Consider the following 24,951-nt stretch of genomic DNA (forward strand, 5'->3'; position numbering starts at 1 on the left):
CACTTTTGGTATTCTTACCATCTCTATTCTCGTTGAGGTTAAGAGCGCATTACATTGATGCGAGAATAACGATGTGTGATTCAATATCGTCTGCAAAAGTTGCCGGGGGGTATCACCATTAATAAAATTATTAAAGGATTTGTTTTTTTACTGGTAATTATGAGTGTTGCTTTCATTGTTATGGCAGCATCCCCGGTTGTTGTTATTGTACAACCAGCGAGTGATGGTGAAACCATTAGCGGTAATTTCCAATTTGTTGCCCATATTACCAGTCCAGACGAGAATCTAAACAGGGTAGATTTCATTATTACTAACACAACCGGAACTGTCAGATCTGATTTTACGACCCCCAATCGAAATACTCCCGATTCAGGGGAGGATTTTGCATATTCTTTAAATACTGCTGAACTTGCTGATGGAAGTTATACGCTAACAGTGAACGCTATAAATGAGAATATAACCTCTTCCAATACCACAACTGTGACCCGCAATTTTGTTATTAGTAACGTTCCGCCGCCCCTATCAATCATATCACTTTCCCCTGTTGATGACCCAACCACACAGGTCGGTACGCCTCAGAAATTTGAAATAAATCTCAATAGAAGCGCATCCACTACCTGGTATATTGATGGTTTTGTAGTCCAGACCAATCAAAATGCGGCATCGGCAAGCTATACAAATTCTACGGCAGGCGTTGGAACACACACTGTTACTGCAAATGCTACTGACGGCTATTATCTTATCTCAAAAACCTGGAACTGGGCTGTTGTCCCAATACCTACATATGATGTAAGCGGCTATGTGTTCGATAATTCAGGTTCGGGACTTGGAGGTGTTCAGGTTCAGAGCGGCAGCAACCAAGGTATTACGTCAGCATCCGGCTATTATTTGATAACTGGTTTTCTTAACGGCACTTATAACTTCAGTTATTCTAAGACCGGATTTGATACGGGTTATTTAGAAGTTACAATCAATGGCGCAAATTATATTAATGCGAATAAAACAATCTATGATACTACTTCGCCTGCTTCGGTATCTAATCCAAATACAGTAGCAGGCAACTTTTTTGTAAACAATAGCTGGGTCAATCCCACAGATACGGATTTCAGTTACGTGTTGTTTATGTACAGTAACGGCACCGAATTGCAAAAAGTTTATTCCCCGGCTAATTACCTTAATCTTCAGTGGCAACCGCATTATACTCAGAATATCAGTGCACAGACGGTGGATACGAAAGGAATTATCAACCAGACACTTGTATGGTTCAACGCTACCATACCGAATAACCCCCCCGTTCAGGCTCCCATAGGAAATAAGACCATATACAAAGGTCAGCTACTGACATTCAGCTTAAGTGCAACCGATGCTGATTCAGACCCTATACGCTACGGGACGAACGCAAGCAAAGGCAGTTTTGATAGCAACACGGGAACTTACACATGGACTCCCGGAGATGGGGACGCAGGGGTATATGTTTGGGGATTTAACAGCAGCGACAGCTACGGCGGAATAGACAGTGAGATAATAACGGTCGAAGTAAAAAACCCTCTTGAGCTTGACCTGAGGCTTCTTGAACCGATAGTAGTAACGGATAAGAACGGAACGTCGGTTGGGATATGGCAGGATGCAAATATCGGACATATAGGGAAACTTATCGGTTACAACAGTACATTTAAGAACGCAGCAGATGTCAGGCTGGTTCTCAATGTTACCGAGATCGGTAATAATGCGACCAATGATACATATAAAGTAACGCTTGGACAAAACGAGTCTAAATCATGTCCTGATGGAACCAGTATATGCAGGGTGAAATTTGAAATAGAACCGGAAGGAGTTAAAGAAGGAGTTTTCGATTTTTCCCTGAAAATAGATGTCAACGGGTATATAAATCAAACCCCTGTATTAAAATACACCAACCTTACTACTATACATCTCCCGATAATCCCTGTTTTCAAAATAAAGCAAACTGATGCGGCTATTGCCATCGTTAGCGAGGGAAAGACAACCACAATTACATATGTCCTTGAAGCTAACAGTACGGTCAATATGACGAATATCTCTATTTTTGATCCGTTATATCCGCAAAAATATTTCAATATCTCAAGATATGAAGTCAGTGGCAATACCTCGCGTTGTTACAATGAAAATCAAAAACAGATCCCATGCAGCCTGAGCTATGAATATCCGGCAACCATCGGCGCTTTATCCAGGTTCAAATCAGAAGAATCAGAAATGGGATTCCCATATATTATAAATATGGCGACCTTTAGTGCGAAAAATGAATCTGGTTATCCAATCAATGATACCGACTATGTGGAGATATGCGTAAATAAGTGCTGGAAAGGGAATATTCCAGAGAGTATCTACGTATCAAGTGAAGGTGGCGGCGGAGGTGGCGGCGGAGGTGGCGGCGGAGGCGCGCCTGCCAGCAGTGAGGATTTCAATAACATTGAGGCGCGAGAGGTCAGGGAAATGGCCGTTTACGCGAAATCAGCCTCAACTTACGTATTTAAATCTGTAGATCCGGTCATGGTTGTTGGGTTTGAAAGCAGCTCAAGCGAGAACTCAGTGCCTGTTGTTGTTGAAGTGCTCAGGAACAGATCAAAGCTTATCGGTGAAGATGCTCCGGGCAAACTATACAAGTACTTCAATGTCTTTGTAGGCACAAGCGGCTTCAGCCGGAAAGTAAGTAACGGGGTTGTGGCATACCGGGTCAACAACAGCTGGCTGGCAGAAAATAACATCGATCCGGCGGATATAAGCCTTTATAAATGGCGGGGAACCTGGGTCAAACTGGATACCGAGATTGCAGAAAACAAATCAAATTACACTTATTACGCCAGCCTTACAGGCAACTTCAGCAGTTTTGCAATCGTTGCAACCAAAGAACAGATAGGCAGCAAGATGTCTGTACTTGATATGCCCGTGTCTCCAGACCAGCAAAATACAACCCAGGCAATAGCCAATCTCTCAGCCGACGAACCGAAGCGTAAAATCCCGGGTTTATCCGCAGCAGTCATACTGGTTTTTGGGATAGCAGGTATAATATCCTATCTTAAGAGGAATTATAAGAGATTAAATAAAAAGGACGTGGGAAAATGAGAGCTATCGCGGTAGTAATTGTGATGTTACTGATCGTCCAGAGTGTGGAGGCAAAAGGAGATTCCGGCTGGGTAGGCCCTGAAAGTTTCCTTTATCCTTTAAAAGTGTGGATGGAGAAACTCAGCATCAATCTAATTTCCAGCCAGGAAGAGAAAGACCTGAAAATGCTTGACCTTGCCGAAGAACGGCTGGCTGAAGCTGAGGAGATGGAAAATAATTCAAAAGCGTTTGAAAAAGCCATGGATGAATATACAGAGCAACTGGAAGAACTCCATGGGGCTATAGAAAAGAACGCCGATAATGGAACAAAAAAGATTAACGTAGGTATAAAAGAAAGGATTGAGAGCCATAAAAACCGAACAAAAAATTTAAAAAGTTCACTGAGAGCCAGCGTAGTCCAGCAAAGCATCATCGAGGCAAGCAGTTCCGCAGGAGGGAGCAGGATTAATGTCAGCTCAATCAACGGGAACGTCTCAGTGCAAACAGAAGGCGGCAATGCAACTGTCACCCGGGACGGCAGCAATGTGACAGTAGTTTCCGTCACAAATAACTCCAGACAGGTGGTTGTTATCAACTCCTCGCGGAACGGGTCATCAAGTTCAGTCTCGGTGCGGTCAAGTTCTAAGGCTGTTGTCAGCACCGGCTAGCGGGCATTCTTAAGAATTAAAATACTCTTTGAGTATTGTATTAAATATTCTCCATCCGTCCCTGAAAGAGTTAAGATTGGAATCCCCGTTCTTTCTGCAGGCTTCGAAGGATGGTACTTCTTTCACCTTGAGTCCCGCTTTTTTCATGCGTATTGACTGTTCAGTCTCGATCTCGAACCCTTTTGACTGGCAGTATATCTTTTTAATTGCCTCTTTCTTAAATGCCCTATAACCATAACACAGGTCTGTGTAGTTTGAACCGTATAGCATGTTCACCATAGTGACGAATAACCTGTTACCCAATCGTCTGAATGGCGTGATATCTGCCGAACCCCCGCCAGGCATCATGCGTGAGCCATTTGAAACATCATATCCGTCCAGCACAGGTTCTAAAAGTCCCGGGATTTCTTTGGGATCGTGGCTTCCGTCCGCATCCATTATTATCAATATATCCCCGGTCGCATTCTCAAACCCGGTTCTCATTGCCGCGCCTTTTCCCCGGGGTTTTTCTACAATGATTTTCGCATCTTTCCTGTATTTTAATATTTCATCCCTTGTTCTGTCTGTGGAATTACCGTCCACAACTACTACCTCATCTATAAATTCAGGGATGTACGGGAAAACCTCTTTTATATTCGATTCTTCGTTCAATGTCGGTATCACCAAGCTTACGTTTTTCACTTCACCGTATTTGTTTGTAAGACTCATACTACCCCCACTCGATATTTCGTTAGTTCTCATTTCTTTAAATAACGTTAAGAACGCAAGGCATATACTGGACGCACATGCCGAAAGCACATGCCGGAAACTTACGAATTCAGGTAAACGGTTTATTCCTCTGGTTCTTCTGGCTCCCCGATTATTCTATCATATAGGTCACCTGGACAGAAAGCGAAACCTGCGACTCGCCCGGCTGGATGGGTGTGCCGGTTTTTCCACCGCTGCCGGTGCAAAACGGGAGGAAGCGCGCCTTCGCTTATCGACGCCGTTCTCACGCCGGTTATCCTGACCTTCAGGCTTTGAGCAAGCAGGCCTGCTTTAGCAGATGAGTCATTTACAGCCTTTACAAGCAGCTCGTCGCTGATCTGTCTTTGCTTTTCTTCGGATACTGTAAAAGATATCCCGCTGACCTGGTTCGCGCCGGCGGCGACTGCTTTTTCTACGATGTCGCTCAGGTTGCCGGGTATCTTCGTGGTTACCTGTACATTATTGGAAGCCGAATATCCGGTGATGTTCGGCGCTTCACCTTCCGCTGGAGATTTGTACAATGGCTGGATGGACAGGAAGGATGTCCGGATTTCCCTGTCGCCAAGCCCCAGGCTTTTAAGGGCATTTATCACAGATGTCATAGCATTGTTATTTTTCTGCGAGGCTTCCCCGGCAGTAGGGGCCTGCGTCAGGACACCGATGTTTATGGATGCAGTATCAGGCACCACAAATTCCGATGCAGAGCCGGAAACAGAAAGCTCCCTCTGTTCAGAAGCTCCCAGCTTTGCATTCGCACCTGCGGCGCTTACGTATAAACCCGCAATTATTATCACAATGCCAATTGAGAGAATAACCAGAAGTATGTACAGTTTATTACCTGTTGTTTCCTGATTCATACACCTCTTTCTTCCCCTGATTTAATAACGGCTTGGCAGGAGATAAACCTTGCGTGTGCTGGCTGTCGCTTCGAACCATTTGCCTGATTTTAAATTGGTAGCAACGGTTGCTACCAACATTTATTACGATGTCACCGAAACCAATTGATTGAGGTTGGGAAGAGTTAGTGTAACGAATATATTTGTCAGTCAGCCGCGTTTTGACCTCCAACCTCAATTAAATCTTATAAATAGCTCTAAATAAGTTTAAAGCTGACCTTGCCATGCCTTCGGAATGCATAAGAATAATCTATATGCAGATTTACTTAAGTACATGGATCTCTCCGATACCCTGAAAAAATTAAAAAATAACGAAATAACCCTTGAAGAAGCTGAAAAGCAGCTTCGGATAACTAATTTTGAAACTTTATCTGATATTGCAAAAGTTGATACCCACAGGGCGAAGAGAACAGGCATCCCCGAAGCTATCATAGCTGATTGCAAGACCTGCGATGAGGTCGTATCCATCGCGCAGGTTCATTTAAAAAATGAGGGGAGAGTTATCGTAACCCGGGCGAGTGATGAAAAGTACCTGGCACTTGAATCGCTGGCAAAGGAGATGAAACTACTGATCAGGAGTTCAAGACGCGCAGGCGTGATCTCTATAGGCGAACCGGTCGACAAGACAGGCGGCAGGGTCGGTATTGTTTCGGCAGGTACGGCTGATATCCCGGTGGCTGAGGAAGCAAGAATAATAGCCGAAGAGATGGGCTGCTCTGTTACTGCTATATACGATGTCGGCGTCGCAGGCATCCACAGGCTTTTTCCCGAACTGACCAGGCTTATTGTGACTGGCGTAGATGCCATCGTTGTTGCCGCCGGACGCGAGGGAACGCTCCCGGCGATAGTGTCGGGTCTTGTAGATGTACCTGTTATCGGTGTCCCGGTCTCCACGGGCTACGGGGCAGGAGGGGAAGGGAAGGCTGCGCTTCTTTCTATGCTGCAATCCTGTTCTGTTCTGACCGTAGTGAACATCGATGCAGGATTCGTGGCAGGGGCTTTTGCGGCAAGGATAGCGAACCTGGCAGCGAAAAATAGGAATAAAATAGAAAAATCGGCATAATATGCCTGATAGTACCATACCACTTATTCCAAATCCATTTATTCCAAATATCTTTTTAATTGAGAAAATAATTGAGAAAATTATTTATATCGTGAGATGGTAAAAAGCTTTTTGATGGATATATATGTTTTTCTATCTCGAACAAATTTCTATAACAAGTGAAAAAGTAATATAGTATGAAAAACGTATAACACTTAGGAGGTTAAAATATTATGAGAATACGGGTAGTTAGTTCGAAAGAGGAAATTAATTCGTTAGGATCGGGGGAAAAGATCATTCATCTTGCCTTCAGGCCATCGAACAAGGATATTTTTGCGCTGGTGCAGGCATGCCCTAATGTGAAAGCGATACATATACCAAGTTCATACATCAGGACGATATCAAATTCGACCAAGATGTTTCTGGATATGCAGGGGATCTCACTGCTGGAAGGGGATGTGTGGGGACACAGGAAAGATATAAACGAATATTCAGAGATCAAACCTGAAGTTTTCGACAGGATGCAGGAGCTTAAGGGTGAGGGCTTATCAGAGTCCTCCGTACTTGACAGACTGGGAAGAGAAACACGTCTCAGCAAGGATTTATTGAAATTCCTTATAAAAGAAAAGGAGAAGACAAAGAGAACCAAATGATTCTTCTTTGTTTATTTTTTCATTTTTAGTAATCGTTAGTTAAGTATGGTTAATTAAGTATTGGATTTTACAGTTGGCATTTTTTTCTGGATTTCATCCAGTAACTGCTCATCGCTCTTGCCTTCAGTCGCGATTCCGAGGTCCTTTGCCATCTGCTTTATCTTACTTTCGGCAGGTTTTTCTTTAAGTGATGTTTCGGTATTCTTTAACTCATTTTCAGTCTCTATCTTTGCTTTCTTGAACTCGCCTGTGGCTTTACCGAGTGAACGGGCAAGCTCCGGGATCTTACTTGCACCAAATAAGATGAGGATTGCCAGCACTATTAATATTATCTCAGGTGGTCCTATTGCCATATTACGCACCAGCCGGTTTTGCAGGCAGCATTTCACTGGATTTTACCTTACTGCGTATTTCTTCAACGAGCTGCTCGATTGTTTTACCTTTCACATCTATACCCATTTCAATAGCTAAATTATGTACTTTTATGTCTTGTTCATTTAAAGGTTTATCTATCTTTTTTAACTCATGTTCTGCTTCGATCTGTGCTTTCTTGAACTCCCCGGCAGCCTTTCCCAGCGAACGTGCCATTTCCGGAAGTTTATCCGGACCGAATAAGAACAGAGCAGCGATCAAGATCAAAATCAATTCTGGAGTTCCGATCATCAAATATCAGTTGATTTTGTTATTATATAATCTTTACTACCATTATCATTGTCCTGTACTGGCTATATATTTAAATACCGACAGCCTCGTAAAAGTGTAGAGGATAATTTCAAACCCGGCCATATCGTGAACAATAAAGCTTTTTATTGTTTGCAATCCTACCGATAGTAAATTGAAGGAAGCATGTAACTTAATGAAACATAATACATTTTATGACCTTTGCAACGATGTTGCGGCGTCGATTGAGCAGGCTGTTTCAGGACTGGTAGGAAAACCCGAAGCCGGTATGGTGCTCCGTATCGGCGCTGACGGCACGCCGACAGAAAAGATAGATGAAACCGCTGAGAACGCAGCCCTTCAGGTGCTTGAGAGAGACGGCATATCGATGCGGTTTGTGAGCGAAGAACTTGGCGAGAAAACGATCGGCAAAGAGCCTGAATTCACTTTTGTTCTTGATCCTATAGATGGCACGTTCAATGCTGTACACAGCATCCCCTTTTACTGCGTGCCGATCGCGATATGCGGCTCCGATTTATCCGATATCAGGTACGGATATGTGAAAAACCTTGTTACCGGGGATATCTATACGGCAGAAAGGGGAAAAGGCGCGTTTTTCAATAACGAACCAATACACGTATCCTCCCGTTCCGAGCTTTCCGAATTGAGCGTGATATCCTACAGCCACCGCCCCCATGCCGTCGCTATCAACAACCATATTGCCAGGAGAGTAAGGGTGTTCGGATGCGCTGCTCTTGAACTATGCTATGTGGCATCAGGGGTATTCGATGCATTTATCGATATGCGCGGGATGCTTCGTATCACTGACATAGCGGCAGGGAAACTGATAGTCAAAGAGGCTGGTGGTATGATAACGGACGGGAATGGGGAGCTTTTATCAACCCCGCTTGATGTGAAGAAGCGGGTGAATTTAGTTGCCAGCAACGGGAAGGCTCATGATAAATTACTTGAACTTGTGTAGGTGCATATGAGACGTATAGGAGTAATTTCAAGATGCGACAGGGATGATGTGATAGCTTTTGTCGGGAACCTCGTGGATTATCTCAAAACAAAAGCAGAGGTATTCATCGATACAAAAACCGCTGAAAAGCTAAATCAAAAAGGCATGCCGATGGTGGAGATGAGAAAAAAGGGCGTAGAATTCATTATCGCGATAGGAGGCGACGGGACCGTGCTGCGCGGAATACAGAAAATGGACGATCCGCTTCCTGTGCTCGGGATAAATATGGGCACCATCGGATTTCTTGTCGATGTGAACCCCGATGAAGCGCGCGAGGTCATTGATAAGATGCTTTCAGGCTTTGAGGTGGAAGAGCGCTCCCGGCTCGCTATCAGGGTCAATGACGAGCCGCTGCCGCCAGCTACCAATGAGGTCGTAGTCCTGACGGCAAATCCCGCCAAGATACTTTCCTATAAGATTTTCGTGGATAAAAACCAGCTTGAGGAGCTGCGGGCTGATGGAATCGTTTTTGCCACTTCCACAGGCTCGACCGCTTATGCGATGAGCGCCGGAGGTCCTATAGTTGATCCGCGGGTGGACGGCATGGTGATAGTGCCCCTTGCGCCGTTTAAACTATCCGCGCGCCCCTGGGTTGTCCCGGCAAAAAGCGAGATAAGGATGGAACTCACTACTCCGAAAAAAGAAGCTGTGATCGTGATAGACGGGCAGTACACAAAGAAGATAAATGAGGACGATAAGATATTCATCACGAAGGCTGAGAAACCCGCCAGGTTCGTGAAAACAAGGAAGGACGGGTTCTACGAGAAAGTGAGGAGCAAGCTTGCATAGAGGCATATGATCGTTATCGGCATTGACCCCGGGCTTGCAATCGTGGGCTTCGGCGTAATACGGAAAGAGGATAACAGCATCACGCCAACGCCAGTGAGTTACGGATGCATAAGGACCTCAGCCGAAAAACAGACGCCTGAACGTCTCATGGAAATATATAACGAAGTCAGCGCGCTTTTTGAAAAATATAATCCCACAGCTGTCGCGGTTGAGAGGCTTTTTTTTAATAAGAACGTCACGAACGCGATGAGCGTCAGCGAAGCAAGGGGCGTTATCTTTCTTGCAGCGCAGCAAAAGAACATACCCCTCTTTGAATATACCCCGAACCAGGTAAAGCAGGCGATAACAGGCTCCGGGTGCGCTGATAAGAAACAGATGCAGGAGATGATCAAGAGGCTGCTGAACCTGGATGAACTGCCGCAGCCTGATGACTCGGCGGATGGTCTTTCGATTGCGTTATGTCATATAAATTTTTTAAGGTGAATTAACATAATTCAAATTATCATAATCCATCTTATGTTAAACCCCGATATCCATCTCCTCATCCGCCCTCACCGCAGGCTTCTCATGCTTCTCCTCATATTCCCTCTGTGACTTCCACAGCGCCGGCGCATCCTTGCTCCTGCCCTTAAGATCGCTCGTAAGCCTCTTCCGTATCCTGACCAGCGTGGGGGTATTTATTGCCACCCCTGAGATCACAGCCTGACCTTTGGCAAGCGAGGGCAGTTCCGAGATAAGCTCCCTGCTTGCAGATTCGATGCTCTGGGCAATCTGCTGCTGGTCTGTGGGATTGATTATGCGCATCGTTATCTGCGTCATGCACTGCGAGAGCGAATCAGCATCCAGCTTGCTGGGGCGCTGCGAAACCATGCATATGCCAATGCCGAACTTCCTGCCCTCAGAGAGAATCGTTTTCAGGATGCTCTTTGATTTAGCCTCGCCGCTATGGGGTGCGAACCTGTGCGCCTCCTCGATGACCACGAATACAGGATAAGGCAGGAACTTATCCACATGGGATTCGTTGTACCTGTTATTCTCGGTGCCCATCTTCGCATCGAAAAGCCGGCGCAGCATAACCGATGCTATCAATTGCTGGTATGTCTCCTCGATCCCTGAGACATCCATGATAGTAAGCTGACCGACCTTGAAATATTCAGCCAGCGGAATGGTCTGAAAATCATCGAATATCGGCGCAGAGAGTTTCCCGAACCTCCAGATGATCCCGTCTATCGTGGACTCGTTACTTGAATTTCGCAGCGCCTCTATCTCCTGCTTCAGTTCATTGCGGGTGAATTGTTTCTTGCTGTTGTTCTTGAGGTTGTGAAAAGCAGACCGGAAAAGTGTTTTCATCTTATCGGACATCGTGCCGTCATCCATTATGCTTATAAAATCGCTTACAAGCAGGTCACTTACGCGGATTTTTATATGTTCGGGCTTCACTATCCTGACCTTCGGGCGGTATGAGGGTGTAATAAATTCAGGCTGGTTCGATATTTCTGCAAGCGTAGAGTATTCGCCGTGAGGGTCAAAAATCAGGACGGGCGCCATGTTTTTGGGTTTTAGCAATTCTTCAACAAGGACGCCTACGGTGTACGATTTCCCGGCTCCCGTGGATGCAATGACCGAAACGTGCTGGCTCACCATATCCCGCACCGACATGACTATATCTGCCTCTGCCCCAAGAACAGTACCAATGGATGCCGAACCCCTTTCACCCTGTTTCACCTTGCTTATGTCTTTAAGGATATCCTTTCCCGCAGGCTCTATCCTTACACCGTTTTCCGGGTTTGTTCTGGGATTTATGAACTCACCCATCGCGGCATCAAAATAGCCCACCACGTCGGCTGAATAAGAATAGTATTTAAAATCCGTGGGGTCAAGGCCGTAAAACCCCGATACTGTATCAGCCTCGATGCTCATATCCATAAGGAACTCCTGCGGATAGCGGTTCAGCGGCTCACAACATTTCACCCGGCAGAGAACTTTTTTCCCGGCATCGGTATAGCTGATGAACATACCTCTCGGGAGGCGCTCGCACGAGATGAAATTAAAACCATCCTCATCCGAGGAGCTGACAGTTCCTATCATGTGCCCCTCTCGATGTATTTCCTGATAAGTTTCAGCATAGCGCAGCATTCAGGGTAGTTTTTCTCTACCTGTTCCACGATGCCAAGAAGAACAGACCTGCCAAGGGCATCACGGTTCGCCTGGAAATAGGCGATGCTGGGTTTGCCATTCAATGTATGGAAATCCCTTACCTCGTCCTGGGCTAGCAAAAGAAGCTCATCACCTATATCGGGCGGTGAATCTATGCTGTACTTCACATTTCCGTTGCTGATCGTCCCAAGCCCATGAATTGTATAATAGCTATTCTTGAAATCCTCATTAAAAGGAGCATACTTGGGCTGCATTTGCGGCTCAATATACGGGATAAGTTCTTCACGTACTGTATGTTTGATGTTCTTTATCACACCCACTATGATCCTATCGTCTTTTTTTATTTTCACCAGCCTGCCGACACACTCCTTCTGTGTGTCAGGCGGTATTTTCACCACGTATGTACTCGCATCCTCTACCCTGATTACATCTCCTAATACCATCATATCCTCCTTTCATTATTTCCTGTTTTTTATTTCCAGTTCATCATTTTATGAAAATGTTTGGCACTTTTGTGTATTTTGATCCCGTGCGCCTTGCAGAAATTGTCAAGCATACCATAAAAAAGTGTATGCTCGCTCATCCGTATCAGCGCAGCGTCGTGCGCCCGCATCAGGATGTCGGGATAATTGCCGCGTATCACGCACTCTGCCCTGATTATATCTGCTATCTTATCGACCTGACCTGCCTGGTACGCCCATGAGGGAAATTCCACGCGCACAGGAAGCCCATTGCTCATACTCATATAAAAGAACGCTATACCGTTCCTGAACCTGCCGTAGTAGTCAAGCACCGCCTTTGAATCCCCACCCCTCCTGTCATCCCTGTCGCAGAGGAAAGCTGCCGTCCGCTCCCCCCATAAAATATTAGAGAAAAGATGCGTGTCAGAAAGCTTACTCTTTTTTAATTCGAAAATGTGGTGCATCATCAGGGTAACGTCCCGGGACATCGTTGTATCGATGTAACCGATAACAGGGTTTTTCGTACTTTCCGAGGCTTCAAGCAGCCTGGTTATCGCATTGACATAAATCTGACGGATATTAGCATTAAGCACGTTTATATGTGACAGGATGAGCGCGCCGTCAAGCAGAACGTAGAGCTTTTCATGCTCTTTCATCAACTGAACCATGCTATCGCATTCCGCAGCAAAGCGCCGCGCATCCACGTACTCGCTCCCGAAGGAATATACGCTTGCCGCCTCGAACTCATCCGGGGTGATAATTGAGGCTTCAGTTTCCTGCTTATAATCCGAATCATTTGTATGCCTGTTAAATATGCGCGAGGTCTGTATAACGGCTAAAGGTATTTCGTAATTTTTATCCGAATATATCTGGCTGCCGTCTACAGCCCCGACAGCGACGCCTGAGAGCACGGAATTAATCCATTCAAGCGCCTCATGCCTGTTTTTCCAGTTAAATTGAAAAGGACGGATGAGCTTCCCCGGCTCAAGAAGTTTCGCGCCGCTGTAAGAGGGCAGCGCTTCGTTCATTTTAAAGTCAATGACATTCAGTTTCCCAAGCTCTTCCCTGTACTCTTTCGCAAGCTCGGACCTCTGGGCATCGTATGACTTTATCGCCTCAAGCTTTGAATCGAACTGCAAAGAAATGTTTTTCAGGTCGAGCATTGCTGCACCCTGCTTTCACCATCGATTTTCTGTATCCTCACAACATTTGCATATTTTTCATTGAATGTGTCGTCATGGGATATAACGAATACCTGTTTGAACCCGCGGATTTTCATAATCTCCTGCGAGAGTTTTTCCCGTCTTAACTCATCCATATTCTGCGTGGGTTCATCAAGGAATATGAAATCGCAGCTTGAAAGTGCTTTCAGGAGCGCAAGCCGCACAGCGAGCGCTGCGCCCATGCGTTCCCCACCGCTTAATTGCCTGAACGATTTTACTTCTCCGCCGGATTCGACCTCGATATCGTAATCATTTTGCCACTTAAGCCCGCAGGTATAGTCATCCATTATCTCGGAATAAATGTTACCTGCTTCCTGGCTTATCTCCCCGATAAATTCATTGGCGATAAACTCAGAGGAGTTCTTGATGGTATCGCGTATGAAATTTGAGAACGAGAGGAATTGTTTTTCATTCTCCAGCTTTTTTTCTATCTCATTTATTTTTGTGATCTCCGATTCCATGCCTGCGATCTCGCGCACAAGCTTCTCAAGGCTCTTGTTTTTCCCCTTTGTAGCTTCCGCCTTACTGCTTACGGTTTTTCCAAGTTCTTCAAGCTGCGAGATAGTATCGTTAAGAAGCGGCTCGCTGAATTCCCGTGAAAGCTCCTCATACTTGCGCAGAGCCTCGTTCAACGCAGAATTGATCGATGATATATTTTCTTTAAGTTTTCCGCACTCCTGCGCATATTCACTCGCTTTTGATGCCAGCGGGAGAGCCTGCAAATATTTGTTGTGCTCAGGTTCAAGCTTTGTTATATTATCCTGCGCAGATGCGATTTTTTCATCAAGCCCGTCAAATGTCAGGAGGAACCCGGCTGCAATTGCATCCCGCTCGTGCCTGCACGATTCAAGCGATGCAGGAACATGTTCAAGAGCTTTCAGATCTTTCAGGTTTTTTCCGATAATATCGTTCAGGTTCTCAAACTCTTTATCGGGTGAGTTCAGCGCTTTGAGTTCCCTGGTTTTCGATTCGATCAGTTCATCCACCAGCTTAAGTTCGGCAGGGTTTCCTTCCAGTGCGTCTTTTAAATTGTACTTCTTATTAAGTTCTTCGAGCTTTTTTAAACAGGCGGATATCATCGCAGGGACTTCTTTCAAAGAGGTCAAATCCCCCTGCTTTGACGCTACCAGCGACTCTATCGTGGCTACCTGCCCGGAGGGGTCGTTCATTTCTTTTAAAGATGCCCCAAGCGAGCTTATTTCAAGCATAACTTTTTCAAGAGCGGCTTTAACACCATCGATTTCAGCACTCAATCCGAACCTGGAATTCAGTTCTTTTATCTTCTCACCGCACTCAGCCAGGGCAGCGGGAACGCTGGAGAGGTCTTCAAGGTCTTTATTTTTTGATGTTATCAGAGCCTCTGCGCTTTCAAATTCCGTAACTGATTTTTGTGTTTTTTCCAATTCCTTTTTGTGGGATTGCAGCTTAAGGGAAACTGCCTTCTGTTCATCCTCATTCCCGGTAAGTATATCAATCCCGAGCGAGGGATACGATGAGACCAAAGCCTCAATTCTTGAACGACACGAAATTACCTCAATATAAACACCGTTATAAGCGCCGAATTCTTTCTTTTTAGCTGTTATAAGCACCAGCATATCGTCGCGCTGTTTTATGGGATTATTGAGCTGTTTTGATTCTTTTGATATCAGGTCTAACTGGCTCTTTATTTCTGTTAGTTCTTTTTCCCGGGATTCTATCTCATCATTGAAATAACGGGTAAAATCGCTGACCGAAGTACATTTAATCCCATTCAGGATCGGGCATAAACCCTGCGTTCCGGCAAGTTTCATGTTGCTGCGGGTTTGTTTAAGCAAAGAGCTTACAGCAGCATGCTTCTGGTTCAGTTCCTGCTGGCGCGCCTCAAGCATTGTCTGCTGTTCGACAAGAGGAAGAAGCGCAGCAATCTTATTTCCAAGCTGCTCAATCTCTACCAATAACGCGTTCGCTCGCTGCTCTTTTTCAGTTGCCTGTCTTAATTCAAAGCCAAGTTTCCCGAGCGAATCCAGGAAAGAAGAAAGAGATTTCATTTCATCCTCAAGCACCTTTTGCCTCTTTACTGCCGGAAGAAGCTGGTTCTTCCTGGATACAAGGTGTGATATTTCACTTCGCAATTTTTCGGCCCGGGCTTCCTTCTCTTTTAGCACTGGAATTGCGGATGACAGCTCCCGAAGCGGCACCTCAAGGCTATCTTTCCGATCCTTTATCCTGGCTTCAAGCTCCGATTGCTTAATTTTCAGGGGTAAAAGATGTGATATTCTGGTCTTTTGCTCCTCGATATCGCGCCTGATATCCTCTATGCGCTTTGATTTCTCCCTGAGGTTCAAAAGGCGTGAGATTATATCGTTCATGGGCTCTTTCAATTCTTTTTGAAGTTTGCCAATGGATTCTTCAAGTTTGTGCGCGGCTTCGATTTTTGGGGTAAGCTGTTTCTTTTTTCCCTCAAGCTCTTTATTTTCCAGTGTAAGTTTGGATGAGCATTTTAGCTTTTCCGTAAAGGAGTTTATTTTAAGATCAAGTTTCGTTATATCCTCTTTTAGCTTATCCCTCTTCAGGCGGTCGCCGTTCAATTCTTTAAGCGTAACGTTCTCTTTTTTATACATTTCCTCAACAGGAGCCAGTTCGTTTACGATCTTCCGGGCTGATTCCGCACGCCTTAGGTCTGAGTTTATTCTCTCAAATTGTTTTGTTACCTCTTCAAGGCGGATGCGTTCGCTTTTTATCTGTGACGTAAGAGCGTCCAGCCGGGATTTTTTGCCTGTCAGTTCTTCTTTTTTTCTATTTAGAGAGGAGAGCTTTTTGTTTATCTCTTTGATATCAGATTTCAGCTCTTCAACCTCTTTTTGCATGTCTTCTTTTTCTTTTTTCAATTCAGGATACTTCTCTGTGCGGGTTCGCAGGGGTATCAGCCCCCTGTCCATCGAATCAATCGTCTTTTCAATAGCCGCAGTTACCTCCCGCAGGTTAGTGTATGCTTCTTTATATTCCTCCACCCGCAGGATATTGTCAAAGATCTTCTTTCTCGGCTCGGGGTTCAGGAGGAACGCTGTCGTGAACGTGCCCTGGGGAACCCCTACTGCATTTTCAAAAATAGAGGGCACGTCCCCCGTTGACCTGACATTATACAGGAGATTGGATGCTATCCAGTCCGTGACATCCTTTTTTCCTTTGATCTCGCTGACAGGCGTTTTAATATAATACTCGCTTCCGCCCAATTTCCTGGTTATCGTGTATTCAATTTCATCCCTGCCTTCTACGGTTATGGCGACATAGCCTGATTTTTCGCCGTGCCTGCGGAAGTCATCTATCTTTTTGTAGGGAGGATAGTCGAACAACACATAGCCGATAGCTTCAAGGATAGTGCTTTTCCCGTGCCCGTTCTGACCGCAGATGCCGTTGATGCCTTCAAGGAATTCGATTGTCTCATGGCTGTAGGATTTTACGTTCTTTAATTCAACCGATTTTATCAGCATTCAGGCATCCCCTATCCGTGAAAGGAGAGTCTTCTGTGCTGGACCGGCAGCTTTTTTACCCGTCTTATCTTCATTATCCGGCAGAGAGCTTTTTATTTTTTCAAAACACCATCTCAACTCCGTCTGGATCGCGCTCTCTTCAACCCCTGCTGCAGCCATCCTTTTTGCTTCGATAATCGTTTTCACTATCTCTTCCGCATTGTCCCTGTACCTGCCGTCAAGTTTTACCCTGTCTGAGAAAACGCGGTGCTCTATCTCCTCGCGCGTCAGCCCGCGCACGTCCCCCTCGTTGAGCGTGTATTGCGAGTTGCTTTTCAGTATCTTTATTTCCGACCAGAGAGGCTTGAACTGTTCAGACAGCATATCCTTTATGCGCTCCAGGTTTATATCGGATTTTGGAAAATTCATGTTGCCGTAGAGCAAAAGTTCAATCAGCGGGTCCGGTGGGATTGATGGTTCCCTGTCCAGCCTTGAACCAATACTCGAATACAGCTCATCCGGGGTGGCGATGCTGCTTATGTCCAGTTTGATGCGCCTCACAGGGCGGGTTACCGGGCTTATGAGTTTTGTGCCGCTGTCCCTTACGTGATAGAAGCCTTTCGGTAAACCATATTCATTCATCGCGATCATTTCAACGCTGCCCGGATTGAAAATCCAGCCGTCAATTTCGTAATTCATGTGATAGTGCCCGAGCGCGAGGTAATTCACGACTTCTTTTAAGGGTAAAAGAGAGTTATAATGGATCTCCCCTGGAGCCTCCTGCCTCATCTGCCCCGCCATGCCGAAGTGCATCATCAGTATCGTGTATTTTTCTCCCCGGGCGGCGGTTATTTTTTTTATCTCCTCTGCTATCTGGGGAATTACAGAAACAGTGCTTGAGCCGATGTATTTCACACCGAAGATGCGGACGTTGTCCAGTTCGATAAAATCACCCATTAGTTTGACGCCGTCAGCCTCTGCCTCTTTCAGCTTTATAACTTTAAGCAGACCCTCGGAATTCAGCATATCAAGCCAGCTATAGCCATCCTGGTGGTATGCCAGATCATGATTTCCCTCAACGACATAAACGCCTGCGGAAGGACTTTTCTTTTTTAATTCCGAAAGTACCTTGTGCGCCTGCCTATAGGTGGGCGCGTTTATGTTCCGCTTGTGAAATAAATCACCTGAGATAAGGATGAATTCCACCCTGTGATCAATGGCGTGCTGAATGACAGTATGAAAAGCGCGGGCGTAGTCACGGAAGCGCTCGGGGAGCCCGTATTGAGCATAACCCAGGTGAAAATCGCTCGCATGGATGAAGTTCATTGGGACTTAAAAGGCGCTACGGGTTAAAAATTGTTGCGGGAGCGGGGCGAAAGTGAATGGGGAGTTTATTATATTAGGGTGTACGTATCTATTCTCGCTTTTTCTAAGGAATACTTTCGCGCCGCTCTTGCTGAAGTACTTTATGTATAGGCGTCAGTGTATCGGTTATATGGATGGTAACAAGAAAGAGCTCAGGCATGACAGGCATACGGTATCACTGCTGACAGACCACCTTGTGTTCTCTCCCAAATATAGAGGAAAGGTCCTCGTGGGAGATGTGGCGATGATCGCTGAGGGGATTATCTGCAAAACCTGTGTAGAGATGGGTATTGAGATAATAGAGATAGCTGTGAATCCTGATCATGTTCACATTTTTTTTAAATATCCTCCTAAGTATTCGCTGAGCTTTATTGCAAAGAAATTAAAAGGAAGGTCGAGCAGGATACTGAGAGAGGAATTTCCGCATCTCAGGGATTGGTGCGGCGATCATTTCTGGGCACCGAGTTGCTTCCACGGGTCCGTAGGGCAAGGATGGGAGGTAGTACAGAAGTATATTGAAACGCAGGATAAACACCATGCAAAATCAATAGCTACAGGCCTCGTACATTAAGTACGGGGTTTGTGACGGGAGGAAACCCACCATATAAATTTTCAATTGCTGCTGGAACATCTCTTCCTTCAGGATTCAACATGGGACCGGACGGAACTATTGGAGGAAGCGGTACTCTTGCGCCGGGATTGTCAAAAAGTATTATCAAAGTGTTGCGCTTTTAATTCCAAACCTTTCAGTTCTTCAAATCATCGTTACAAACCTCGTAAACTTATTGATTCCTCTTGGCTAAGTTCATATCTGGACATCATATCTCGTTTCTGCCCAACGCCAAATTCATTCCCGGCTAAATAAGGCAGTTCAGGAACCATTTCCTTCTCAGACTTTCGGAAAACTTATTAAAGTCAGAAGTCAGTGTTACTATTGCAAATCCAGGATGAATGGAAATGTCCACGATAGCAAACGAGATTCCAGCAGATATATTAAAAGAGATCGAGTATTGGTCCAAAAAAGAAAGAACCGATACTGACTCTTTCATATTAAAGCTTATAGACGAGGGGCTGCGCGAGTGGAAAATACAAAAAGTGCTCAGAATGTACCAGAACCAGGAGATAACGCTCTGGAGAGCCGCTGAGATCGCCGGGGTCTCTCTGGCTGAACTACTGGCTGAGTTACCAAAACAAAAGATCGTTTTTCAATATGATCTTGAAGAGTTAAAAGAAGATTTAGAATATGCCCGTGGTAAGTGACGCCAGTCCGCTTCTTCTGCTGGCTAAGATTGGAAAGCTCAATCTCTTGAAAGAATTATACTCGAAAATTATAATCCCTTCGCAGGTCAGGGAAGAGGTCTTAAAATATAGCGATAATGCCTCTTTGCTTATAGCGGTGAACCTATGGATTGGTAACCACCCAGGGTTTTGAATATCATGTGCTAAGGTGATTCCAGGGCAGAAGATGGGATGTCCGGGTTGCTAAAAAGTCAAACCTCTATCCTTTCTAAGTTCTTATGCGCGTCCCTGTATTGTTTTTTCATATCTTTTAACCTGTTAAAAGCCTCTTCACATACCTGCTGTATCATCCCAGGCACTACCCCGGTAAGGTGCCTGTCTATAAGGGTGCGAAGCTCGTAATTGCAGTTTGAACATAAGTGGAGTATGCGGTTATCACCGGAATTCGGGACCAACTCTTCAGGTGCCAGGAGATGCTGGTGGATAGAGGCATTACTGATATACCCGCATATCTCGCATTCAATGTACGGTTTATCAGGTGCCTCAAGGTTCAGCCATTTCTCTATATAGTTATCGATATATTTTTTGTCCTTTATTTCGGCTGCCAGCCGGGCTTTATCATTACGACCTTGCATAATTACCGAGTATTATTAAATCCGGCCTTGGTTTTTCAAAGCTTCCAAGCTCGTTCTTGCACCTGTTGCAAAGTTCGCGCGCCGTGAACGCCACCACCTCAAAAGACCCGGGCAGGGTACGGGCATATATCAGATGAGGCTTCAGACCGAGGTCTTTGCTGATCTCAGACAGGATAGCGACGAATTGTTTCCGGTAAACTTCCAGATCCTCTGTCTGCAATCCCCTCAGATCCGCAAGCATGCCCATACACCCGCACGCAGTTCCAAACACTTTTAATTCTATTATATAGACCGGTGCTCCTTTGAATTTCCTGATGGTGCTCTCAAGCTTTCCACGGTTCTCGGGGATCTTAGTTACGAAGTCGCGCATTTTGTTCTAACCTCTTTTAAGGGCAAAGTCTTTCTTTGCCGGTCTTTAAATTCATAAACCCTGATAACTCTTTCCGCTGTAGCTTTACAGAATCCGCACCTGTGACAGAATTTTTTGCAACCCATCCACTGTTTTACAGCGCCTTCCAGTTCCTTGTTAGGGATATAGAACATATCGCGCAGTTCACTGGGGCAGTCAAGCAGGTCCATCAAGTTCCCGTCGTAAGAACGGTTCGAATAAGCTTTCATGCAATCTATTATCCAGCGTATCGTGTTGGCACGCCCGGACATCTTGAAACAATCTATACCAAGCGCCTCATAGGCACCGAGGTCTTCCGGTCTTATCCATGGGGACTTAATTACCAGCTCCGGATACCTGACCCTGAAAGACATGCACTTTTCATAATAATAGTCGCTGAAAATACTGGGCTTGTTACCGAGAGCTGTCATGTGGGAAAAAAGATTGAAATGGGAATACCGAAACGGGCATTTGTACAGGCACGCCTCATTCACCAGAAGCCGCAGTTCGCAGTCCGCGACATCCTTTATGGCTTCCAGGATATCGAAGTTCCGGTTGATATTGGTATCCAGCGTTATAGCATCCGCACCGAGTTCCAGGTAGAACCTTGCCCGCTCAGGCGAATCAACATGAGATATGGTAGACACCACGACCTTTATATCTGGAAATTCCTTCCTGAGCATTTCTATCAGGTAAGGCTCGGCAACCGTCACCGAGTCCACTCCGATATCGTTCAGCTTCCCAAAATACCATCTGAACATATTGTAACCCTGTGAAGTCAAATGCTGTCCCCCCATGCATGAAGGATTCATAACGATACCGATTTTCAGTTTCCTGTCATGCAGGTACTCGGTTTGCGTTACAATCTCATCCAGCATTGGGGCGTGCAGTGTAATCCTGCCGCTACCGAGCACCTCCGGCGTACCTGCCATATAGATCTCATAAGCGTCCCCGGTCGCCTCTTTGCATATCTCTTTCAGCGCTAAAAAATGACCCGGATGCGGTATTACCAGTTTCATTATTTCACTTCCTGCTCAACAAGTCGTGGGGAATAATATATCTTTTCATGCAAACCATTCCGGTCGCAAAAAATGAATCTTATAAGGAACTGTAAATTTCCTCAAACAACCAGGCATACTCCTGGGGTTTTGTTAAAAACTCAAGCTTCTTCATATCCCTTACCAGTCCGTACATTTCTTTGTTTTTCTGCAGCCCTGCTTCCCGGACATTTGTGGGAGCAAGCGCCCTTATTTCCGGCACTTCAATATAATGGGAGTTTTTCACGATCCCGTTTTCCAGGATAAAATAAGCGCCTCCTCCCATTTCCTTTATTGGCGCATATACGGACTCAAAATCCCGCGCGACCCAGTTCGCCATCTTCAGCACCTTATTAGAGGCATTGATTGTGAGATGACCGTATCCGGGAGGAATAATTACCTTATCCCCCTGGCTTGCTTTTACCAGCACTACGTCCTTTATCCTATTGCCCTCAGGCTTCTGCATAACATAATGAGCCTCGCCGCTTAAGACTTCATATATTTCCGGGAATGTCATGCCGGTGCCAGGTACAACCGGGTGGTAGTGCCCTGCGGTCTTCACGAATTCACGTCCCAGCATGCGGGGAGGAATGACTGTGATGTCGTATCTCAAGCCGTGCTCGCGCATTGTGAGCGCGTCATTTTTACTCAGGGAAAGCTCACGGTACATATAATACAATACAATGTTGCCCGCCCCGGAAAGCCATTCCCGGTCATAAGCGACCTCTTTCATATCGAACAGCGTTCTGATGTTAGGCTTTACCCTCTTTGTCCCGAATTCCAGAATATGCTCCATCAATCAATAATTATGTTTTTCAATATTTATAGGATTGCGTTCACTTTATCAAAATCATGAGTGATGTTACCCTTTCCGGGTAAAAGGAAAAAATGTTCCCTGCGACTACAAGCAGCGTCCCGGTCCAGAATATCAGAATATGGAAAGGATTATCTCTTAAGCTTACAAAATTAAAGACCAGTATAACAATCCCCAGATGCAGGAGCGATGAGCCAAGCCTTATCATATATCCTTCTTTCTCGAACCTGATCGCCTGGCTCTTTTTGAATGTCAGGATAAGAATGACAGCCTGTACCGCTATCATAACCGCAAGCATAAAACCCAATCCTGTCCCTATGCCTCTTAAAAATACCAGCATGACCATCACTCCCAGCACTGCAGCACCGAATTTTACCAGTATATCCTGTTCAAACAGCCTTTTGGGAATGCACAGGCCAAGCGATATAAGCAGAAGCAAAAGGAACGGGTAGATGTACGAATTCATTTCATCTATATACTTGCCGTACTGGGCAGTCCGGGTCCACTGCGGGTCAACTGAAAGATAATTGTAATAAGTAATCCCGTAAACGCTGACCAGACCTATCGCAAAAAGAATAAGGGTTGTAAAGATTATCAGATAATAATCGTAGTTTTTAAGCCTCATGGCTGCACCACCGAATGTATCCCCGGAACGATATAGGTAAGCAGGTAAGTAAATACCAGGGATGCGAAGCAGATTATCCCTGTATACGCAGTCGTTCTCCACATTTTATCCCTGTTAGCGTATATACGGGCGTGCAGGTATGCGCTGTAAAGCACCCACATCATTATCGAGCCGCTTATTTTGGGGTCCCATCACCACGCGCTGTCTTTCCACGCCTCTATAGCCCATGGGTAGCCGATAAGCATTCCCGCCGTGAGCAGGATATATCCCGGCTTTGCATACCTGTACGCGATCTCATCATAGAGCTTATCCTTCCTGATGAGCATGTAAACGCATGCAGCAAAGGTAATTATAAGAGAAGCGTATGCAATGAACAGCATTGGCGGGTGCGTCCACATATAGGCTGAATTGTAGTAGTATGTGATGCGCCCGTATAATGTCCCGGCTACCTGGAAAATCGTCCCATCTCCCCTTCCGAGCGCGGAATACCACATGGTAATCTCGCTGTGGACGGCGGGTAACGGTTCTTTAAACGGGTTGGAGAGGAAAAATATGAGCGTTGAGAAGATCGACAAAATTATGCCAATAAAGGCAATAATGTCTTTTCGCCTCTGCATTACCAGAACAAAAATAAAGGCTACCATAGCCCAGAAGTACAGTTTCTCCGATTCGATCCAGAGCGGGATGATGAAGCGGCTGCTGTCCACGGGTATCAATTGCCGTAAAACCGCCGGGTATTCGATCAAAACCGTATTATAAATCTGTATGTGGAACCGGATGAGAAAAATAAAGCCGAGGACATAAAGACCTGTATTAATATATATAAATTTTATCAAATAATCGTAATATACATTTTTTCTCTTAATGATATAAAGAAACGAGAGGATACCTTGTAATAACGATATTATCAGAATATATGTAATTACCGGCTTCCCGATAATAGCCAGGGACTCCCTTGCTGCCAGATATTCGGGAAAGCCCATTACAGCTCGATCTCCTCGACGGGTTTGCCATCAACCGTGCGGGGTGAAAGCCAGTCGATGATGGTCATGAGGTCTTCTTTATTCCCGGCAGATATTTCAATATGTATCGAACCCAGGCTCTCCTCACCAGCCGGGAAATTCACTTTCCCCACATAAGCTACCTGTTTATTCAGCTTGAACTGTATGGTATTCACTTCAATGCCATTCATGAATACCTGGCGCGCCGTATCAAGGATGCAGTGTTCCCTTAAAAGCTGATGTAACTTTCGAAGGCTTCCCATGTCCCCCTCCCCGTAGAGCCCCGGAACACCAAAATCCTGTAGCAAAAGTTTTACAGGGATTAAATTCATGATCGCAGTTTCAACTTTTTCCCGGACTTCCGTAGGGTGTACAAGTGCAAAGACCTTTACTGTTGCTATCATAAATTTATGAGCAATTTTTTGACCTGTTCATGGAATTTTTCAAGGGAGCTGGTATTACTTATAGTTATATCCGCAATTTCTATCGCTTTATCCAGTCCCCAGCCTTTCTCGCGTTCATCGCGCCTTTTTAATTCCTCTGTGCTGCACATGTCATCAGAACGGGCGCGCTTTTTAACCCTCTCAAACCTGATATCAAAAGAAGCATCTATGGCTACAAGCTTAAAATCGTCTCCGAACTGGTTTTTGAAATAATTTACCTCTTCTATATTCCTTGTACCATCGATAACAATAACAGGCGAATCAAGCAAATGGACTTTGTGAACACACCTTCTTGCAATCGCATCCATACCCTCTTCCCTGCGAAGCCTGGTTCCCGTGCCGCCGATATTCTCATCAGTGGGAGGTAGACCGCACCTTGCGGTTTCTTCCCTTACAACGTCGCCCATGTTCACGACCGGTATGTTCAGGCTCCGGGCGATATTTGACGCTTCGGATTTTCCGGATGCAGGCATTCCAACAAATGCAATAATCTTCATGGGCAGGGTTAATTCTGCTGGAAGTTTATAAACTTATGCACCCAATATTTATATGCTATA

At 45.4% G+C, this 24,951-nt stretch carries 26 protein-coding genes and 1 pseudogene; 10 read left to right on the forward strand and 17 right to left on the reverse strand.

The window, feature by feature from the left end; genetic code table 11:
* The first annotated feature begins 159 nt into the window (after positions 1-159).
* Both MNV_RS14940 and MNV_RS14945 read left to right on the forward strand, forming a co-directional pair.
* Positions 160-3,102: a PGF-pre-PGF domain-containing protein gene (locus MNV_RS14940; RefSeq protein ID WP_096206747.1), complete on the forward strand. Its 2,943-nt coding sequence runs from the start codon at positions 160-162 to the stop codon at positions 3,100-3,102.
* On the forward strand, positions 3,099-3,749 hold the full coding sequence (locus MNV_RS14945) for a DUF5667 domain-containing protein (RefSeq protein ID WP_096206748.1): 651 nt from the start codon (positions 3,099-3,101) through the stop codon (positions 3,747-3,749). Before MNV_RS14940 ends, MNV_RS14945 begins: the two co-directional genes overlap by 4 nt.
* Before the next feature lie 9 nt (positions 3,750-3,758).
* On the opposite strand, the gene MNV_RS14950 is transcribed toward MNV_RS14945, so the two are convergent.
* Together MNV_RS14950 and MNV_RS14955 are read right to left on the reverse strand one after the other, a co-directional pair.
* Positions 3,759-4,457 carry a glycosyltransferase family 2 protein gene (locus MNV_RS14950; RefSeq protein ID WP_096206749.1) on the reverse strand — a complete coding sequence of 233 codons (699 nt, stop codon included), beginning with the start codon at positions 4,455-4,457 and terminating at the stop codon, positions 3,759-3,761.
* Between the two features lie 122 nt (positions 4,458-4,579).
* On the reverse strand, positions 4,580-5,353 hold the full coding sequence (locus MNV_RS14955) for an SIMPL domain-containing protein (RefSeq protein WP_096206750.1): 774 nt from the start codon (positions 5,351-5,353) through the stop codon (positions 4,580-4,582).
* Between the two features lie 313 nt (positions 5,354-5,666).
* Here MNV_RS14955 and larB point away from each other — a divergent pair, with 313 nt between their 5' ends.
* Together larB and MNV_RS14965 are read left to right on the forward strand one after the other, a co-directional pair.
* Positions 5,667-6,455 (forward strand): nickel pincer cofactor biosynthesis protein LarB, encoded by a 789-nt coding sequence (gene larB, locus MNV_RS14960; RefSeq protein ID WP_096206751.1) that lies wholly within the window; start codon positions 5,667-5,669, stop codon positions 6,453-6,455.
* 212 nt (positions 6,456-6,667) lie between these two features.
* Entirely contained in the window at positions 6,668-7,087 is a 420-nt protein-coding gene (locus MNV_RS14965; protein ID WP_096206752.1) for a DUF1699 family protein, read from the forward strand.
* 53 nt (positions 7,088-7,140) lie between these two features.
* On the opposite strand, the gene tatA is transcribed toward MNV_RS14965, so the two are convergent.
* Together tatA and MNV_RS14975 are read right to left on the reverse strand one after the other, a co-directional pair.
* On the reverse strand, positions 7,141-7,440 hold the full coding sequence (gene tatA, locus MNV_RS14970; protein WP_096206753.1) for a Sec-independent protein translocase subunit TatA/TatB: 300 nt from the start codon (positions 7,438-7,440) through the stop codon (positions 7,141-7,143).
* A gap of 1 nt (position 7,441) precedes the next feature.
* The gene (locus tag MNV_RS14975; RefSeq protein WP_096206754.1) at positions 7,442-7,750 is read right to left on the reverse strand and encodes a Sec-independent protein translocase subunit TatA/TatB; all 309 of its coding nucleotides are present in this window, start codon (positions 7,748-7,750) and stop codon (positions 7,442-7,444) included.
* A gap of 193 nt (positions 7,751-7,943) precedes the next feature.
* On the opposite strand from MNV_RS14975, the gene MNV_RS14980 reads away from it, so the two are divergent.
* From MNV_RS14980 to ruvC, 3 genes are read left to right on the forward strand one after another with little or no spacing between them, the layout of a single operon-like run.
* On the forward strand, positions 7,944-8,729 hold the full coding sequence (locus tag MNV_RS14980; protein ID WP_096206755.1) for a bifunctional fructose-bisphosphatase/inositol-phosphate phosphatase: 786 nt from the start codon (positions 7,944-7,946) through the stop codon (positions 8,727-8,729).
* Positions 8,730-8,735: 6 nt separating this feature from the next.
* Positions 8,736-9,557: an NAD(+)/NADH kinase gene (locus tag MNV_RS14985; RefSeq protein ID WP_306453656.1), complete on the forward strand. Its 822-nt coding sequence runs from the start codon at positions 8,736-8,738 to the stop codon at positions 9,555-9,557.
* A 6-nt stretch (positions 9,558-9,563) separates the two neighbouring features.
* Positions 9,564-10,040 (forward strand): crossover junction endodeoxyribonuclease RuvC, encoded by a 477-nt coding sequence (gene ruvC, locus MNV_RS14990; RefSeq protein ID WP_096206757.1) that lies wholly within the window; start codon positions 9,564-9,566, stop codon positions 10,038-10,040.
* A 36-nt stretch (positions 10,041-10,076) separates the two neighbouring features.
* Here ruvC and MNV_RS14995 read toward each other — a convergent pair whose 3' ends face one another.
* The 5 genes from MNV_RS14995 to MNV_RS15015 are packed head-to-tail and all read right to left on the reverse strand — an operon-like array spanning position 10,077 to position 18,173.
* Entirely contained in the window at positions 10,077-11,645 is a 1,569-nt protein-coding gene (locus MNV_RS14995; protein ID WP_179294013.1) for an ATP-binding protein, read from the reverse strand.
* Positions 11,642-12,160 (reverse strand): hypothetical protein, encoded by a 519-nt coding sequence (locus MNV_RS15000; RefSeq protein ID WP_143311821.1) that lies wholly within the window; start codon positions 12,158-12,160, stop codon positions 11,642-11,644. Before MNV_RS15000 ends, MNV_RS14995 begins: the two co-directional genes overlap by 4 nt.
* 26 nt (positions 12,161-12,186) lie before the next feature.
* The gene (locus MNV_RS15005) at positions 12,187-13,338 is read right to left on the reverse strand and encodes a DNA double-strand break repair nuclease NurA (RefSeq protein ID WP_096206760.1); all 1,152 of its coding nucleotides are present in this window, start codon (positions 13,336-13,338) and stop codon (positions 12,187-12,189) included.
* Positions 13,326-16,868, reverse strand: a complete 3,543-nt coding sequence (locus MNV_RS15010; RefSeq protein WP_096206761.1) for an AAA family ATPase — start codon at positions 16,866-16,868, stop codon at positions 13,326-13,328. The genes MNV_RS15005 and MNV_RS15010 overlap by 13 nt, the downstream gene beginning before the upstream one ends.
* Positions 16,869-18,173: a metallophosphoesterase family protein gene (locus tag MNV_RS15015; protein WP_096206762.1), complete on the reverse strand. Its 1,305-nt coding sequence runs from the start codon at positions 18,171-18,173 to the stop codon at positions 16,869-16,871.
* Between the two features lie 169 nt (positions 18,174-18,342).
* Here MNV_RS15015 and tnpA point away from each other — a divergent pair, with 169 nt between their 5' ends.
* The 3 genes from tnpA to MNV_RS15030 all read left to right on the forward strand — a co-directional run bounded on the left by tnpA (position 18,343) and on the right by MNV_RS15030 (position 19,644).
* On the forward strand, positions 18,343-18,783 hold the full coding sequence (gene tnpA / locus MNV_RS15020) for an IS200/IS605 family transposase (protein ID WP_179294014.1): 441 nt from the start codon (positions 18,343-18,345) through the stop codon (positions 18,781-18,783).
* Positions 18,784-19,169: 386 nt separating this feature from the next.
* Positions 19,170-19,472, forward strand: coding sequence for a UPF0175 family protein (locus tag MNV_RS15025; protein ID WP_179294015.1), 303 nt, complete (start codon positions 19,170-19,172; stop codon positions 19,470-19,472).
* Complete coding sequence (locus MNV_RS15030) at positions 19,456-19,644, forward strand: hypothetical protein (RefSeq protein WP_096206765.1); 189 nt, start codon at positions 19,456-19,458, stop codon at positions 19,642-19,644. The genes MNV_RS15025 and MNV_RS15030 overlap by 17 nt, the downstream gene beginning before the upstream one ends.
* 58 nt (positions 19,645-19,702) lie before the next feature.
* Here the strand turns inward: MNV_RS15030 and MNV_RS15035 are convergent, their stop codons facing one another.
* The 8 genes and pseudogenes from MNV_RS15035 to MNV_RS15075 all read right to left on the reverse strand — a co-directional run bounded on the left by MNV_RS15035 (position 19,703) and on the right by MNV_RS15075 (position 24,891).
* A complete protein-coding gene (locus MNV_RS15035; RefSeq protein ID WP_096206766.1) occupies positions 19,703-20,086 on the reverse strand; it encodes a hypothetical protein in 384 nt (127 codons plus the stop codon).
* Positions 20,073-20,456 (reverse strand): DUF5402 family protein, encoded by a 384-nt coding sequence (locus tag MNV_RS15040; protein ID WP_096206767.1) that lies wholly within the window; start codon positions 20,454-20,456, stop codon positions 20,073-20,075. The genes MNV_RS15035 and MNV_RS15040 overlap by 14 nt, the downstream gene beginning before the upstream one ends.
* Positions 20,441-21,493 carry a peptidase U32 family protein gene (locus MNV_RS15045; protein ID WP_096206768.1) on the reverse strand — a complete coding sequence of 351 codons (1,053 nt, stop codon included), beginning with the start codon at positions 21,491-21,493 and terminating at the stop codon, positions 20,441-20,443. Before MNV_RS15045 ends, MNV_RS15040 begins: the two co-directional genes overlap by 16 nt.
* Before the next feature lie 79 nt (positions 21,494-21,572).
* Positions 21,573-22,307, reverse strand: coding sequence for a glucose-6-phosphate isomerase family protein (locus tag MNV_RS15050; RefSeq protein ID WP_096206769.1), 735 nt, complete (start codon positions 22,305-22,307; stop codon positions 21,573-21,575).
* A 40-nt stretch (positions 22,308-22,347) separates the two neighbouring features.
* A complete protein-coding gene (locus tag MNV_RS15055) occupies positions 22,348-22,950 on the reverse strand; it encodes a hypothetical protein (RefSeq protein WP_096206770.1) in 603 nt (200 codons plus the stop codon).
* Positions 22,947-23,933: pseudogene (gene ccsA, locus MNV_RS15065) on the reverse strand (cytochrome c biogenesis protein CcsA). The gene MNV_RS15055 and the pseudogene ccsA overlap by 4 nt, the downstream one beginning before the upstream one ends.
* Positions 23,933-24,355 (reverse strand): RNA-binding domain-containing protein, encoded by a 423-nt coding sequence (locus tag MNV_RS15070; protein WP_257000085.1) that lies wholly within the window; start codon positions 24,353-24,355, stop codon positions 23,933-23,935. Before MNV_RS15070 ends, ccsA begins: the two are co-directional and overlap by 1 nt.
* A complete protein-coding gene (locus MNV_RS15075; protein ID WP_096206773.1) occupies positions 24,352-24,891 on the reverse strand; it encodes a dephospho-CoA kinase in 540 nt (179 codons plus the stop codon). The genes MNV_RS15070 and MNV_RS15075 overlap by 4 nt, the downstream gene beginning before the upstream one ends.
* Positions 24,892-24,951 lie beyond the last annotated feature (60 nt).

It is taken from the genome of Candidatus Methanoperedens nitratireducens (genome assembly GCF_900196725.1).
In the GTDB taxonomy this organism is placed as follows: domain Archaea; phylum Halobacteriota; class Methanosarcinia; order Methanosarcinales; family Methanoperedenaceae; genus Methanoperedens; species Methanoperedens nitroreducens_A.

Bases quoted from the DNA above. Each gene is read 5' to 3' on its own strand.
- MNV_RS15045 (WP_096206768.1), bottom strand. From the start codon at position 21,493: ATGAAACTGGTAATACCGCATCCGGGTCATTTTTTAGCGCTGAAAGAG.
- MNV_RS15005 (WP_096206760.1), bottom strand. From the start codon at position 13,338: ATGCTCGACCTGAAAAACATTTCTTTGCAGTTCGATTCAAAGCTTGAG.
- MNV_RS14980 (WP_096206755.1), top strand. From the start codon at position 7,944: ATGAAACATAATACATTTTATGACCTTTGCAACGATGTTGCGGCGTCG.
- MNV_RS15035 (WP_096206766.1), bottom strand. From the start codon at position 20,086: ATGCAAGGTCGTAATGATAAAGCCCGGCTGGCAGCCGAAATAAAGGAC.
- MNV_RS14940 (WP_096206747.1), top strand. From the start codon at position 160: ATGAGTGTTGCTTTCATTGTTATGGCAGCATCCCCGGTTGTTGTTATT.
- ruvC (WP_096206757.1), top strand. From the start codon at position 9,564: ATGATCGTTATCGGCATTGACCCCGGGCTTGCAATCGTGGGCTTCGGC.
- MNV_RS14945 (WP_096206748.1), top strand. From the start codon at position 3,099: ATGAGAGCTATCGCGGTAGTAATTGTGATGTTACTGATCGTCCAGAGT.
- MNV_RS15015 (WP_096206762.1), bottom strand. From the start codon at position 18,173: ATGAACTTCATCCATGCGAGCGATTTTCACCTGGGTTATGCTCAATAC.
- MNV_RS15010 (WP_096206761.1), bottom strand. From the start codon at position 16,868: ATGCTGATAAAATCGGTTGAATTAAAGAACGTAAAATCCTACAGCCAT.
- MNV_RS15000 (WP_143311821.1), bottom strand. From the start codon at position 12,160: ATGATGGTATTAGGAGATGTAATCAGGGTAGAGGATGCGAGTACATAC.
- tnpA (WP_179294014.1), top strand. From the start codon at position 18,343: ATGGATGGTAACAAGAAAGAGCTCAGGCATGACAGGCATACGGTATCA.
- MNV_RS15070 (WP_257000085.1), bottom strand. From the start codon at position 24,355: ATGATAGCAACAGTAAAGGTCTTTGCACTTGTACACCCTACGGAAGTC.
- MNV_RS14995 (WP_179294013.1), bottom strand. From the start codon at position 11,645: ATGATAGGAACTGTCAGCTCCTCGGATGAGGATGGTTTTAATTTCATC.
- larB (WP_096206751.1), top strand. From the start codon at position 5,667: ATGGATCTCTCCGATACCCTGAAAAAATTAAAAAATAACGAAATAACC.
- MNV_RS14955 (WP_096206750.1), bottom strand. From the start codon at position 5,353: ATGAATCAGGAAACAACAGGTAATAAACTGTACATACTTCTGGTTATT.
- MNV_RS14950 (WP_096206749.1), bottom strand. From the start codon at position 4,457: ATGAGTCTTACAAACAAATACGGTGAAGTGAAAAACGTAAGCTTGGTG.
- MNV_RS14975 (WP_096206754.1), bottom strand. From the start codon at position 7,750: ATGATCGGAACTCCAGAATTGATTTTGATCTTGATCGCTGCTCTGTTC.
- MNV_RS14985 (WP_306453656.1), top strand. From the start codon at position 8,736: ATGAGACGTATAGGAGTAATTTCAAGATGCGACAGGGATGATGTGATA.
- MNV_RS15025 (WP_179294015.1), top strand. From the start codon at position 19,170: ATGTCCACGATAGCAAACGAGATTCCAGCAGATATATTAAAAGAGATC.
- MNV_RS15030 (WP_096206765.1), top strand. From the start codon at position 19,456: ATGCCCGTGGTAAGTGACGCCAGTCCGCTTCTTCTGCTGGCTAAGATT.
- MNV_RS15075 (WP_096206773.1), bottom strand. From the start codon at position 24,891: ATGAAGATTATTGCATTTGTTGGAATGCCTGCATCCGGAAAATCCGAA.
- MNV_RS15050 (WP_096206769.1), bottom strand. From the start codon at position 22,307: ATGGAGCATATTCTGGAATTCGGGACAAAGAGGGTAAAGCCTAACATC.
- MNV_RS15055 (WP_096206770.1), bottom strand. From the start codon at position 22,950: ATGAGGCTTAAAAACTACGATTATTATCTGATAATCTTTACAACCCTT.
- MNV_RS15040 (WP_096206767.1), bottom strand. From the start codon at position 20,456: ATGCGCGACTTCGTAACTAAGATCCCCGAGAACCGTGGAAAGCTTGAG.
- MNV_RS14965 (WP_096206752.1), top strand. From the start codon at position 6,668: ATGAGAATACGGGTAGTTAGTTCGAAAGAGGAAATTAATTCGTTAGGA.
- tatA (WP_096206753.1), bottom strand. From the start codon at position 7,440: ATGGCAATAGGACCACCTGAGATAATATTAATAGTGCTGGCAATCCTC.